General features: G+C 69.5%; 12 protein-coding genes and 1 tRNA gene. 5 read left to right on the top strand and 8 right to left on the bottom strand.

The genetic code is table 11. The features are described from left to right. Positions 1-10 precede the first annotated feature (10 nt). From ABVF28_RS13600 to ABVF28_RS13585, 4 genes are all read right to left on the bottom strand, one after another. On the bottom strand, positions 11-943 hold the full coding sequence (locus ABVF28_RS13600) for a hypothetical protein (protein WP_371030883.1): 933 nt from the start codon (positions 941-943) through the stop codon (positions 11-13). 43 nt (positions 944-986) lie between these two features. Further along, positions 987-2,108, bottom strand: coding sequence for a hypothetical protein (locus ABVF28_RS13595; RefSeq protein ID WP_371030882.1), 1,122 nt, complete (start codon positions 2,106-2,108; stop codon positions 987-989). 97 nt (positions 2,109-2,205) lie between these two features. Then, entirely contained in the window at positions 2,206-2,853 is a 648-nt protein-coding gene (locus ABVF28_RS13590) for a GNAT family N-acetyltransferase (RefSeq protein ID WP_371030881.1), read from the bottom strand. A 12-nt stretch (positions 2,854-2,865) separates the two neighbouring features. Beyond that, complete coding sequence (locus ABVF28_RS13585) at positions 2,866-3,789, bottom strand: UTP--glucose-1-phosphate uridylyltransferase (RefSeq protein WP_371030880.1); 924 nt, start codon at positions 3,787-3,789, stop codon at positions 2,866-2,868. Positions 3,790-3,923: 134 nt separating this feature from the next. Here ABVF28_RS13585 and ABVF28_RS13580 point away from each other — a divergent pair, with 134 nt between their 5' ends. From ABVF28_RS13580 to mscL, 3 genes are read left to right on the top strand one after another with little or no spacing between them, the layout of a single operon-like run. After that, entirely contained in the window at positions 3,924-4,502 is a 579-nt protein-coding gene (locus ABVF28_RS13580) for a 5-formyltetrahydrofolate cyclo-ligase (protein WP_371030879.1), read from the top strand. Between the two features lie 59 nt (positions 4,503-4,561). Next, the gene (locus tag ABVF28_RS13575; protein ID WP_371030878.1) at positions 4,562-4,882 is read left to right on the top strand and encodes an FmdB family zinc ribbon protein; all 321 of its coding nucleotides are present in this window, start codon (positions 4,562-4,564) and stop codon (positions 4,880-4,882) included. Positions 4,883-4,927: 45 nt separating this feature from the next. Next, positions 4,928-5,365: a large conductance mechanosensitive channel protein MscL gene (gene mscL, locus ABVF28_RS13570; RefSeq protein WP_371030877.1), complete on the top strand. Its 438-nt coding sequence runs from the start codon at positions 4,928-4,930 to the stop codon at positions 5,363-5,365. A gap of 109 nt (positions 5,366-5,474) precedes the next feature. On the opposite strand, the gene ABVF28_RS13565 is transcribed toward mscL, so the two are convergent. The 3 genes from ABVF28_RS13565 to ABVF28_RS13555 are packed head-to-tail and all read right to left on the bottom strand — an operon-like array spanning position 5,475 to position 10,997. Then, the gene (locus ABVF28_RS13565; RefSeq protein WP_104312438.1) at positions 5,475-6,803 is read right to left on the bottom strand and encodes an MFS transporter; all 1,329 of its coding nucleotides are present in this window, start codon (positions 6,801-6,803) and stop codon (positions 5,475-5,477) included. Further along, positions 6,796-7,062, bottom strand: coding sequence for a hypothetical protein (locus ABVF28_RS13560; RefSeq protein WP_371030876.1), 267 nt, complete (start codon positions 7,060-7,062; stop codon positions 6,796-6,798). The genes ABVF28_RS13565 and ABVF28_RS13560 overlap by 8 nt, the downstream gene beginning before the upstream one ends. Before the next feature lie 2 nt (positions 7,063-7,064). Beyond that, positions 7,065-10,997, bottom strand: a complete 3,933-nt coding sequence (locus ABVF28_RS13555; RefSeq protein ID WP_371030875.1) for an AAA family ATPase — start codon at positions 10,995-10,997, stop codon at positions 7,065-7,067. A 3-nt stretch (positions 10,998-11,000) separates the two neighbouring features. Here ABVF28_RS13555 and ABVF28_RS13550 point away from each other — a divergent pair, with 3 nt between their 5' ends. After that, positions 11,001-11,285 carry a hypothetical protein gene (locus ABVF28_RS13550; protein WP_371030874.1) on the top strand — a complete coding sequence of 95 codons (285 nt, stop codon included), beginning with the start codon at positions 11,001-11,003 and terminating at the stop codon, positions 11,283-11,285. A 93-nt stretch (positions 11,286-11,378) separates the two neighbouring features. On the opposite strand, the gene ABVF28_RS13545 is transcribed toward ABVF28_RS13550, so the two are convergent. Next, positions 11,379-11,801, bottom strand: a complete 423-nt coding sequence (locus tag ABVF28_RS13545) for a hypothetical protein (protein ID WP_371030873.1) — start codon at positions 11,799-11,801, stop codon at positions 11,379-11,381. Between the two features lie 135 nt (positions 11,802-11,936). Here ABVF28_RS13545 and ABVF28_RS13540 point away from each other — a divergent pair. Further along, positions 11,937-12,008: transfer RNA gene (locus tag ABVF28_RS13540), tRNA-Arg, on the top strand. The last annotated feature ends 104 nt before the right edge of the window (positions 12,009-12,112 follow it).

Genomic DNA, 12,112 nt, shown 5'->3' with positions numbered 1-12,112 from the left:
GGCGGCCGGGTCAGTCGCCGTTGGGGGCTGACGTGAAGTTGGGGCCACCGCTGGGCTGCGGCTCCGGCTTCGGCTCCGGGGGCTTCGTCTCCTCTGGCTCAGGAGCCTGCGACGGCGCGGGCGCCGGCGTCATCTGCGGAGCCTCGGTCGCTGGCGGCTGCGTCGCCGCAGGCGCCGAGGGGGCAGGCGCAGCGGTCGTGGGAGCAGGCGGAACGTAGGTGCGGCGGTTGCCGAAGTGCTCGGCTCGGGCATCGCCAACCACCTGCGGGATCTCGATGACCGCGGCGACCAGCGCCGTCAGATCCTGACCCTGCGCGTTGGCGCGGACGATCTCGATGAGCTCAGCCAGCCGCTCATCGGTCTCCCACTCAGACTGGTCGTACTCTTCGACCTCGGTCTCCGCTGCGGTCGCAACCCGCTGCGAGTACTCCGCGACGAAGTAGGGCACGGCGGATTGCATCGTCGAAGTGGCGCCGGCGGCGTCGTTTGCGTCGATCTGATCCCGAGCCGTCGCGAGCAGGTCGCCCATCTTGGTCTTCGACTCGTCCGTCACAAGACCGTTCGACATGACGTACGCCGGCTCGATCGCGTCGACCTGCGCACTCACGGCGAGGGTCTCCGGGCTCAGGACGACGACGGCCGGCTGCGCAGGGGCAGCCGTGGACGCTGCGAGCGCCTCCTTGCGGACCGAGGCGAACGAGCCGATCGAGACGGGGATCACCACCACGACGACCACGAGTGCGACGGCGGCCACGAACCAGCTCACCCGGGCGGCAGCGGGAGCGGCACGGAAGCGCGCGAAGGGACCACCGAGGAGGAGACGAGCGTTCGTCGCGCCGGTGCGGTCGAGCGTCTCATCGCCGGCCGCGAAGATCCCGTTCGGCACATCGATCGATGAGTCGTCGGTCTTCGCGAAGGGGTCGCCGTCTACTGGTGTTGCCATGATCCGACCACACTAGTGGATCGCCTGCACCGCCTGGCGGCGACTAGCCGACGCGGCGACGCCGAAGCGCGGCGTCGAGATCGCCCATGCCGGGCTCGACCTCGTCCAGAATGCCCATGCTCGCCCAGCGGCTCGGCCGCTTCTCGACCGGAGCAACCACGATGGGGTTCAGCACGGCCTCGCTCAGCTGCGGCGACGACTGGGCCAGCCCGGCACGCGTGGCCGCGGTCTGCGCGAGAGGCACCCCCTGCATCGCAGCGGAAGCGCGCGTCGAGAACGTCGCGATCCCTGGCTGCGCGTGCGCATCCCGAATCTTCTGCTCGGACCGACGCGCTGCCTCACGAAGCAGCTCGAGGTGGTTGACCTTCTCGACCTCGACACCGCCGCCAGGACCGTCCGGACCGGGCCGCCCGGGGGTCCCCGACTCCTCCTCAGGAGCAGTCAGCGACTCCGCGGACGCACGCTCGAGGTACAGGGGCTTCGGCACTGGAACGGGAACCCAGCCGTCAAGCGACTCCGTGACCTGGACCTCCGCGGCTGGCTGAGCTGCGGGACGTGCTGCGTCGCTCACCGAGAAGTCGATCGTTGCATCCGCGCGTCGTTCAGCCTTCGGCTGGCGCTCGGCGCCAACCGCGACTCGTGCCGCGAGACGCTGCGCGTTCGCGATGCGAGCGAGGCGCTGCAGGCCCGCGACTCCTGCGAGCACCGTCACCACACCGGCGACCAGCACCCACCAGACCCCTGCGGTCGCGCCGAGCGAGATGCCCACGCCGACCGCGACGATTCCCACGAGCGTCACGAGAGAGGTGACGAGACGACCGCGCCGGGTCGCACGCGCGGCGCGCTGGCGGTCTTCCGCAGAGCGGGGCACGGTCACGGCAGGCAGGGCCCGACGAGCCGCCTCATCGCGTTCACGTTCCGCGCGCTCGGCCTCGGCCCTCGCACGCTTGATGCGGCGCTCCTGCTCGCTCACGCCACGCCCGTCGGCCCGCACGCGAGCCCCACCGAGATCGCTCGTGGTCGCGAGCGAGTGCAGGGCCTGCTGCATGCGGATGGCGTTCTGCTCGGTGGCGAGGTAGTTGCGGCGGCGCACCCACGTCGGCACGAAGTAGGCGAGCCAGAGCGTCACCGCCAGGGCGAGGACGAGACTGCTGCCGAACTGCATGGCGTCAACATTAAGCGCGGACGCACCCGCGGCCGCCGATTGCTGCGGAGTGTCAGATTCGGGAATCCTGAACTTCTCGCGACGCGCGGGCTGAACCTCACCGGAGAGGGTTCGACGTCCGCTCCCAATCAGCCTCGGGCACCTGCGCCTCACGCTCGTCGGCGGCGCCCTCGCGCCACCGTCGCAGCACCCCCTGCGGCACCTCTTCGCGCACGACGGCGAAGCAGAAGTGGTCGCGCCAGTCACCGTCGATGTGGATGTACCGACGACGAAGGCCCTCGTACCGGAAGCCCAGCTTCTCGACGACCCGCAGGGACTTCGCGTTCTCGGGTCTGATGCAGATCTCCATGCGGTGCAGACCGAGCCCCTGCAGGCAGTGGTCGGTGGCCATCGCCGTCGCGGTAGTCGCAAGCCCCTTCCCCGCGAAGTCACGCGCGACCCAGTAGCCGAGTGTCGCCGAGGACAGGGCACCGTAGCTGATACCAGACACCGTCAGCTGGCCGGCGAATCGACCCTCGTACGTGATCACGAACGGCAGGGCCGTGTGCGCCGAGGCCTGGGACAGCAGAGATCGGATGCCGCCGCGCACGTCCCAGCGACCGCCACCACCAGGGCTCGTCGCCTCCCACGGCTGCAGCCACTCGCGGTTCGCGAGCAGCACTGACTCGAGCTCCCGCGCATCCCGGACCCTGATGGGACGCAGCGACACCGGGCCGTGCGTCAGCGTGGGAACGGAAGCGCTCATAGGAAGCGGAGTCTACTCTGCGAGCGACTTCGCGAACTGCCGCAGCCACGGGCTGAGCGCAGGCCCCAGCTTGGGGTCGTCGACGGCGAGCTCGACGATCGCCTTGATGTAGTCGAGCTTGTTCCCCGTGTCGAAGCGACGCTCACGGTAGACCACGCCCACGACACCGCCGAGTTCCGCCCGGTTCGCGGCCAGCACCTGGAGGGCGTCGGTGAGCTGGATCTCTCCCCCGGCGCCCGGCTTCGTCTGCTCGAGCACGGCGAAGACCTCGGGGCGCAGCAGGTAGCGGCCGATGACCGCGAAGTTCGAGGGCGCGTCCTCGACAGACGACTTCTCGACGAGACCCGTGATCTGGATCGTGTCCGGACTGGCGCCCGGCACACCCTCCGCGACGCTCGAGGCGGCGTCATAGGCAACGACCCCGTAGGAGGAGATCATGGCCGGGTCGACCTCCTGCAGGGCGACGACGCTCGCCCCCGTCGCCTCGTGCACCTCGATCATGCGCGAGAGCAGCGAACCGCCACCCGCCATGATGTCGTCACCGAGCAGCACGGCGAACGCCTCGTCGCCGACGTGCTGACGCGCGCGCAGCACAGCGTGCCCGAGCCCGAGCGGGTCGCCCTGACGCAGGTAGTGCACGTCGGCGAGATTCGTCGCCGCCCGCACCCTCGCGAGCTTCTCCGTCTCGCCCCGCGCCTCGAGGAGCGCCTCGATCTCGGCGACCCGGTCGAAGTGGTTCTCGAGGGTCGTCTTGTTGCGCCCGGTGATCATGAGCACGTCCGACAGGCCCGCCTCGACTGCTTCCTCGACCACGTACTGGATCGCCGGCCGGTCCACCACCGGCAGCATCTCCTTCGGTATGGCTTTCGTCGCAGGCAGGAACCTCGTCCCGAGACCCGCAGCAGGAATAACGGCCTTTGTGATGCGCGAGGACATAGGCCGTATCGTATGGCCCTCGCAGGTCGTCGCGAAACGCGAAGCGCCCGCGCGCGTCATCGCGGCGCGGCACCTGCGGGTCCCTCGACGGCCGCGCGTGAGCCGCGCACGTGCCCTTCGCTAGGCTCCTTGCCATGGCGACCGACGCGAAGACCGAGAAGCGCGCCCTCCGCGCGGAGATCCGACAGCGACGACGCAGTCACGGAGAGCTGCTGCTCTCGGAGCACGCCGAACACCTCTCGCACCACCTGCGGGAGCTCGTCGTCGCCCACGGCGCGACACGCATCTCCTGCTACCTCTCCGGCGAGTTCGAGCCGAGCACCAGGCCGTTCCTCAACTGGGCAAGCGACGCTGGCATCACCGTGCTCCTCCCCGTCACACGTGAAGACGGACTCCTCGACTGGGTCGTCTCCGACGGCGAATCGGAGCACCCGCACGAGCTCAGCTTCCCCGAAGCCATCGGCGAGCTCCTCGGGCCCATAGCGCTCGGCGACGCGGACCTCCTCATCGTGCCCGCCGCATCCATCGATCTGGAGGGCTACCGGATGGGCTGGGGGCGCGGCTACTACGACCGGACGCTCGGCTCGATGGCCGACAGGCCGCCCGTCTTCGCCGTGGTCTTCGACGACGAACTCGTCGGCGTTGTCCCCCGCGAGGTGCACGACGAGCGGGTGGATGGCGTCGTCACGCCGTCCGGGATCACACGTTTCTGACGCATTACCCCGCGGGCCCTCCGGCGCGTTTATGCTGTCCTGGTCCCGAAAGCGAGATTATGCCTACCTATTCCTACCGTTGCACCGAATGTGACAACGCCTTCGACATCCAGCAGGGGTTCGCCGACTCGAGCCTCACGGTCTGCGACGCGTGCGGAGGCAAGCTGCGCAAGGTCTTCGGTGCCGTCGGCGTCTCCTTCAAGGGATCCGGCTTCTACCGGACCGACTCCGCGGCCAGCGCCAAGAAGGGCTCCGGCTCCGGCTCCGCTTCCTCTTCGGGGGCCACCTCCGAGTCGAAGCCCGCACCTGCCAAGAAGGAGCCGGCGCCAGCCGCGGCCTCCGGCACATCCAACAGCAGCAGCACTTCAGCTTCTTCCTGAACTGACAACTTCTCCGTACGCGAGTACAGAACGAAAGGGGACCCCGTGAAGGGATTCCGCGAATTCATCATGCGTGGCAACGTCATCGAGCTTGCCGTCGCCGTCATCATCGGTGCCGCGTTCACCGGCATCGTCACCGCCATCGTCGATGGCATCTTCAACCCGATCATCGCGCGGCTGTTCAAGGCCGAGGACATCGCCGTTGCAACAGTTGAGATCTTCGGCGCCAACATCGGTTTCGGCGCGGTCATCGCCGCGATCATCCAGTTCGTCCTGATCGCAGCGGTCGTGTACTTCGCGATCATCGTGCCGATCAACAAGCTCAACGACATGAGCTACCGCCTCATCCACGGCAAGCCGAAGCCCGCCGTCGAGGCCGCCGTGACCGAGAAGGACATCCTCGAGGAGATCCGCGACCTCCTCAAGGCCCAGCAGGAGTCGCCAGCGAAGCTCCAGGGCGAAGGCCCCGAGACTCGCGCCTAGTCGAACTCGCTACAGCGCCGCAGCCCCAAGCGCTGCATGAGAACGCCGCCGGTCACCCCGGCGGCGTTCTTGCGCCTCGGCGCCGTCTCAAGGGCAGGCCATGGGCCGATCAGGACGAACGGAACGTCTCGCGGCCCCACACCCAGGAGAGACACGCGATGGCGAGCATCAGCGACGAGACGATGATCGCCCAGGTGAACCCGAAGAGGTCGGCGATGACGCCGGCCACGATCGGGCCGAGGATGCTCCCACCGTCCTGCGTCATCTGGTACGTGGAGAGCACCTGGCCGCCGCTGCGTCCGTAGCCGATGATGTCGGAGATCACGGCCTGCTCTGCGGGGGCCGCGAGCCCGGAGCCCAGTCCCAGCACGAAGCTCAGCGCGAGCATCGTGGCGATATCGCTGGCGAACGCCGTCGCGAACATCGCCACCGCCGAGACGCCGAGGCCGATGAGGATGAACGGGCGACGCCCGACACGGTCCGTCTTCCGCCCCGCATACTGCAGCGAGACGACGTTGCCGACCGCGCCGACGGCGATGACGACCCCGATCACCCAGGGCTCCTGGCTGATGCTTGTCGCGACGAACAAGGGAAGGATCGCCGTCCGCACGCCGAAGTTCGCCCATCCGTTCGCGAAGCCGAACACGAGCGAGGCACGATAGGCGGAGTCCTGGAGCGCCTCGCGCAGGGACTTCGGCTCGAGCTTCCTCATGCCGGGGGCTCGGTCGTCGCCGGCATCGTGCAGTCCGGCCTCCTCGGCGGCCTTCTTGGCAGTGACGCGGTGCGCGCGCCCCATCATGACCCCGACGATGGCCGCGGCGATGACGAGAGTGCCGGAGTAGACGAGGAACGGCACGCCGATGCCGAACTGCGCGAGCGCCCCGCCGACCGCGGGGCCGGCGATGTTGCCGACGAGGAAGATGCCGCCCCAGAGGGCCGAGATGCGCCCGCGGATCTGCGGCGGCGAGTAGCGCGCGATCATGCCGGCGGCGGAGATCGTGAACATCACGGACCCGACGCCACCGAGCCCCCGGAAGACGAGCAGCTGCCAGTAGTCCTGAGCGAACGCCACGGCGGCCGTCGACGCCGCCACGATGAGGAGTCCCGCGACGTAGATGCGCCGCTCCCCCAGCTTGTTGATGAGGGCGCCTGCCCCGGGGGCGAACACGAGCCTCATGAACGCGAACGCGCTCACGACCACCGAGACCAGCGTCGCGCCGACTCCGAAGCTCAGGGCGTACTGCGGCAGCACCGGCACGATGAGCGCGAAGCCGATCGCGATGAAGAACGTGGCGACGAGCAGCACCCAGATCTCTGCGGGGATGGGAGGCCTGGGGCCGTCCGCGCTCGAGACGACGGGGGTCTGTCCGGTGGTCGGATGCTCGGGATCCGAACCCGGCACGTTGGGGTCGTTCGGTTCGATGGCCCGCTCAGCCATAGTGCGGTGGCTTGTCGGCGCGCAGCCGGTCGTCGTTGGGCCCCCTGGGGCTTTCAGCACGGTCGTCGGCGTAGCGCACGTCGGTGTCGCCCCAGGCGCTCGGAGAGTCCTCGCCGGCGAGCACGGCGGGCTCACGCCTGCCGTCGACCGACTGCGGCGCCGGGTCGCTGCCGGGCGGCGGCGGCGTCGTCACGCGGCGTCGCGGCTTGCGCCCGATGGGCGTCGATGCAGGCTCGCTCTGGTCATTCGAGTGGGTCACGCTCAGCTCGAACCGCCGGGCTCGCCCGGGCGAGCGATCGCGATCTGCTGGTTGCCATCGGGCAGCGTGACCGACGCGAGGCTCGCGCTTGCCGCGGCCCCCGCATCCGTCGTCGACCGACCGGCGGCCAGTTCGCCCAGCTCCCCCTGCATCGAGCCGGCCGCGATCCCGGCCGTCTCCGCGGGCAGCGGCACCTTGAGGGCCTTGCCGATGCGACGCGCGACGGCCTCAGGGTGCGCGAACAGTTCGAACGAGTGCACGCGGAGGTAGTACCAGCCGAGGCGCTTGAGGAGTTCTGGGCGCAGGCGCAGCGTCTCGCGCAGCGTCGCATCCGCAGAGCCCGCGATGCGCAGGTCGAGCCCGTCCGTGTCGATCGCGATCGCCCGGCCGCGGTAGGCGGCGGCCAGCGGGATGCGTCCGCGGTGGAAGAGCTCGACGGTCATGCCGAAGGACTCGAGTCGGTTCGCGAGGTCGAGCAGCATGGGCGGCGCCTCGACGTCGCGTGCCTCGCCGTCACCCTCCTCGTCGGGCACGGATTCTCCCGCCGTGGGCTCAGACGGTGCGGCGCTGCCAGCGGGCGTGCCTGCCTTGGCGGCGTCCGGGTCGGCTTCACCGAGGATCTGCGCCAGGCCGAGAACGCCCCGCGACATGCGCGACGGGTCGAGCTCGCCGGGCCGGATGCAGGAGACGACCACGAGAGACCGGCGGGCACGCGTCATGGCGACGGCAAGCGCACGCTCGCCGAGCTCGGTGCCGAGCACTCCGAAGTTCGCAAGGACGCGGCCATGCGGCGTTCGGCCGAAGCCGATCGAGAAGATCACGCGGTCGCGCGACTGGGCGGTGGCCAGCTCGATCGTCGTGACGGTGAACGGCTCGCCGCGGGCTGAGGTGAAGAACTCTGCGATGTCGCTCCGTCGGGAAGCCGCGGAGTAGACGGCCTGCTCGACTCGACGGGCGTGCAGGGCGGACGCGGTGACGACCATGAGGGACTCGCGTGGGCGGTGGACGGCGTGGTCGACGACGAGCTCGACGACGCGGCTCACCTCGGCGTCCGTCGATTCGACGCCGCCGGTGATCGGGTCGGGAAGCCCCGTTCCGTTCTCCACGAACGAGAAGCTGAGGCTCGAGTGGCCGAGCAACGTGCCAGCCCAGGGCATGGAGCGGATCCGCCCCTTGTAGAAGCGCCGGTTGACGAGTTCAGCGAGGTCTTCGCCGCCCGCGCGGTAGCTGCGCGTGAGCGCGTGCTCCGGCAGGAACTCGGCGAGCCGCGAGTACACGGACTCGCCGACCTGGTCGGTGTGCCGGAGACCCCACGTGTCCGTGCTGTCGGCCGACGGTCGGGTCACGGCGACCGTGAACGGCGTCGGGTACTGGGTGACCGGGTCTCCGAACGCGACGACCTGGTCGCCACGACGGATCGCCCCGATGCTCTCGGCGATCGACATCGTTCCCGCATCCACCAGGACGACGGTGTCGAAGTGGATGCGCTCGCTGACGAGCGGCACATCGTACGGAGTCGTGAGCCAGAGCTGCGCGATGCTCTTCGAGACGTCGCCAGCTTCGAGGGCGAGCTTCGTGGAGGGCACGCCGGGGCGGCGCAGCAGCTGCCGCAGCGCATCCGCCTGCTCGCTGTAGTCGACGATCGCGACCTTCCACGCCTCGGCGAGCTGCCAGGCGAGCTGCGCCGCGGAGTGATCGGTGTGCGCCTGGTCGACGACCCTGAAGTCGCTCTCGAGTCGCGTCACGACCCGGGTGTTGGCGTTGAGGAGGGCTTTGTCGCGGTCGAGGAGGTCCTCCAGCACCGACTGCCACCACGCGAGCTCGAGCTCGTCGCCGAGCGCATCCGCCTCGACGTGGCGCTCGGAGAGGTCCTCGAGCAGCGGGGTGAGGCCGAGGTTCTCGAGGCGCTCGATGATGGTGAGGCGCTCGACGATGTTGTGCAGCACCTCGCTGTCGGCCGCGAGTTCCGTGATGCGGGCCGGGAGGTCCGCCAGCGGCAGCTCGCTCAGCGAGACGGCGCCGGCGTCGACGAGCGGCTCGTCGAGGAGGCGCAGCTTCTCGGCGACCTCGCGGTGGAACTTCCTGACGTCCGAGATGCCGGTGGGGACGGTCGGGGTGGAGCCATCCGTGACGTAGCGGTGCCAGAGGATGCGCTGACGCTGGGCGAGCTTGAGCGACTCGTGGAGGTCGTCCACGACGACGCCGGGCCGCACGTAGTCCTTCGCGAGCTGCCGCAGCTGGCGGCGGCGCGCCGACGTCAGGTCGCTGCCTTCCCGCTTGGGGTTCGTGGCGTGGATGACGTCCGTCAGCGAGTGGTCGAAGACCGCCGGGCGGAAGCGGTCGAGCGTCTCGCGCAGGTCGAGCAGCAGGCGGAGGTAGATGCCGAGCTCGCCGTAGGTCTCGGCGGGGCGCATCCTGGTTCGGCCGACGAGCTCCTGCGCCCGGTCGATGACCTCGACCAGCACTCCCGCGTCGAGCTCGACGGCGGCCTCTTGCGCGCGGTTCGCTTCGTCGGTCGACTCGAACGAGACGCCGTACCAAGGCGAGTCGTCCGGGCCGTACTTGAACTGGCCGAGCTCGCCGGCGGCGCGGAGCTGACGCGCGATCGCGTCGCGGCCCGTGGCGATGGCCTCGATGGCGTCGCGGTCGAGACGCGCCGTCGTGATGGGCGGGTGCTCTCGCAGCTCGAGGCGGGAGAGCTCCTCGAGGGCGTCGAGCGCGGAGACGCCGAGCGCGGGGTCAGGGTGCACGAGTGCGTCGCGGTAGTCGGCGAGCACGTGGCGGAGACGGACGAGCGCGTCGTCGAGCTCGTGCATCGCGGGCTTGCGGGCCTTCTCGTTGCGCGAGATGGATGCGATCGCGTCACGGCGGAGGGTTCGTGGCGTCACGGCGAGGCCCTCGAGTCCCACGCTCTTGAGGCGCGCCCTGATGGCGCGGATGCTCGCTGAGCGTGGCGTGACGACGAGGACGCGCTTGCCGTCGGCGACGAGCAGACCGAGCGCGTTGATGACGGTCTGCGTGAGGCCGGTGCCAGGCATCGTGTTGATGACGGCTGAGTTGCCGGCCGCGATCGCGTCGACGACGCGCTCCTGCTCGGTGTCCGCGTCCAGCAGGAACCGGTCCCCGACCGGGTCACGACGGTCTGGGCTCGGCCGCTGCTCGGCGGGCCGGGGCGCGGCGACCTGGCGGCGTGCTTCCTCGTCACCCGCGAGGGCTCGAAGCACTGGGTGGGTGAGCTCGTTCGTGTCGCGGAGCATGGCGCTTGCCACCTCGCCGAAGCTCGAGATGACGGCGCGGGCCGAGACCGTGAATTGCGGGATGGAGGCGCCGAGCGCTCGCGTGCGGTCGAAGACCTGCTGCGGCAGGAAGGCGTCGTTGGACTTCGCGAGCTCGAGGAGCTCGGCCACCGGGAGGCGCACGCCGAAGTGCTGCGCGAGGTGGCGCACGAGTGAGGCGTTCACGCGACTCGGGCCCTTGAGTGTGAACTCGTAGTCGCGACCTGCGCGGCGCAGGTCGACCGTGCGGGTGAGGATGGGCGCGCGGAAGTGCTTCCCGTCCTGCGTCCACTCAGCGAAGCCCGTGGCGAGCTGGATCGTGCTCATGCCGCGGCCGGCGAGCAGCTCGGTGCCCTTCTGCGCGATGAGGTCGGCGGCGTCCCGAGCGCCACGGAACGACGAGTTCTCGCGCACGAGCGCCGACAGCAGCACGGTCTTGCCCGCAGCGAATGGCGCGATGCCGCCGGGGTGCGCGCTGGTGAGCTCGACATACGTGCCTGGTTCGTCGGCGAAGTCGAGGAGCGGAGATGGTCCGCCGAGTTGCGCCAGCTCGTGCAGCCAGGCGTCCTGGGCCGCGTCGACGGCCGCTTCAAGCGCCCGCGCCTCCTCGGCGCGTTCGAGGTCGAGCGCGGTGAGCGCCTGCTCGTCCGCGGATGGCACTGGATGGGTCTTGCGTTCGTGCGCTACCGCATCCGCTACCCAGGAGCGGCCGCGCGTGAGACTCGGACCGTCGGCGCTCCGTGCGCGCACCCCGTCCTCGTGGTCGCGTCCGAGGTCGAGGGACTGCCCGTCGTCGTGGTCATCGCGGTCGCCCTCACCACGCTCGGCGCGCTCGCGCTCGAGGCGTTCCCGCACCGGACTCAGGTCGGGAATCGGCTCCGTCTCATTGTTTGTGGGCGCACCCTTGCCGGAGCCGTGATCGTCGCTCTTCGCGTCGCCCGGCTCTGAACCTCGTTTACGAAACAGACCCCACACGCGTGACACTGTAAGTGTCTCGGCCGGTCGGGGGGTGGAGGCGCGCGTGGTTGCGCCGAGCTTGGCCTAGTTTTCGCGCGACTTGGGGTCGATACCGTGCGGCGGCACCTGACCGGCTGCCCCATCCCCGCCGACCGTCTCCGACCTGTTCCGCCCCCGGATGGCGTTCACGATGAACACGATGCCGACGACGATGACGATGACGGCAGCCGGCCACAGCTCCCAGATGTTGCCGAGCCCGCCGAGCACGAGCTCGTTGAGGAGGAAGAACGCGCCGACGGCGATGAGGATCCACCCCCACCAGTTGCGGATGCTCGTGATCAGGGCGACGATGCCCACGATCATGGGGAAGATCGGCCAGAGGATGCCCCACTCGATGGGGAGCACGCCGAGGCGGTCGAGAAGGTAGGCGGTGCCCATGATGATGAGCCCGACGCCGAGGCCGATCGGGCCCGCGAGGCTCGCCCTTCGCTGTTCTGAGGTGCTCATGACCCAACACTTCCACTTCGAGCGGTCCACGGACCCGTTCGTTGCGAAATCATGATGAACTTTCGGCCGCTCCCAGGCTGGGGCGGCTCGCGGTGCGCGCGGAAGTCCGCGAGCACCGGTAGCATTGTCGCGCCAGCCTCTGTAGCTCAATGGAAGAGCAGTTGCGTCCTAAGCAAACGGTTGGGGGTTCGAGTCCCTCCAGGGGCGCTGTCGGGGACACAGCAAAAACGGCCGACTCCCGCGAGTTTCCGCGGGAGTCGGCCGTTTCTCATTTCACTGAGCATCACGCAATATCGATGGATATCGGTGCC

The organism is Pseudoclavibacter sp. JSM 162008 (assembly GCF_041366455.1).
Lineage (GTDB): Bacteria > Actinomycetota > Actinomycetes > Actinomycetales > Microbacteriaceae > Pseudoclavibacter.
This window is presented reverse-complemented; position numbering and strand designations above follow the sequence as displayed.

What these genes read in the sequence shown, in the direction of transcription:
- ABVF28_RS13600 (WP_371030883.1), bottom strand. Translation starts at nt 943, where the DNA reads ATGGCAACACCAGTAGACGGCGACCCCTTCGCGAAGACCGACGACTCA.
- ABVF28_RS13595 (WP_371030882.1), bottom strand. Translation starts at nt 2,108, where the DNA reads ATGCAGTTCGGCAGCAGTCTCGTCCTCGCCCTGGCGGTGACGCTCTGG.
- ABVF28_RS13590 (WP_371030881.1), bottom strand. Translation starts at nt 2,853, where the DNA reads ATGAGCGCTTCCGTTCCCACGCTGACGCACGGCCCGGTGTCGCTGCGT.
- ABVF28_RS13585 (WP_371030880.1), bottom strand. Translation starts at nt 3,789, where the DNA reads ATGTCCTCGCGCATCACAAAGGCCGTTATTCCTGCTGCGGGTCTCGGG.
- ABVF28_RS13580 (WP_371030879.1), top strand. Translation starts at nt 3,924, where the DNA reads ATGGCGACCGACGCGAAGACCGAGAAGCGCGCCCTCCGCGCGGAGATC.
- ABVF28_RS13575 (WP_371030878.1), top strand. Translation starts at nt 4,562, where the DNA reads ATGCCTACCTATTCCTACCGTTGCACCGAATGTGACAACGCCTTCGAC.
- ABVF28_RS13565 (WP_104312438.1), bottom strand. Translation starts at nt 6,803, where the DNA reads ATGGCTGAGCGGGCCATCGAACCGAACGACCCCAACGTGCCGGGTTCG.
- ABVF28_RS13550 (WP_371030874.1), top strand. Translation starts at nt 11,001, where the DNA reads ATGGGTCTTGCGTTCGTGCGCTACCGCATCCGCTACCCAGGAGCGGCC.
- ABVF28_RS13545 (WP_371030873.1), bottom strand. Translation starts at nt 11,801, where the DNA reads ATGAGCACCTCAGAACAGCGAAGGGCGAGCCTCGCGGGCCCGATCGGC.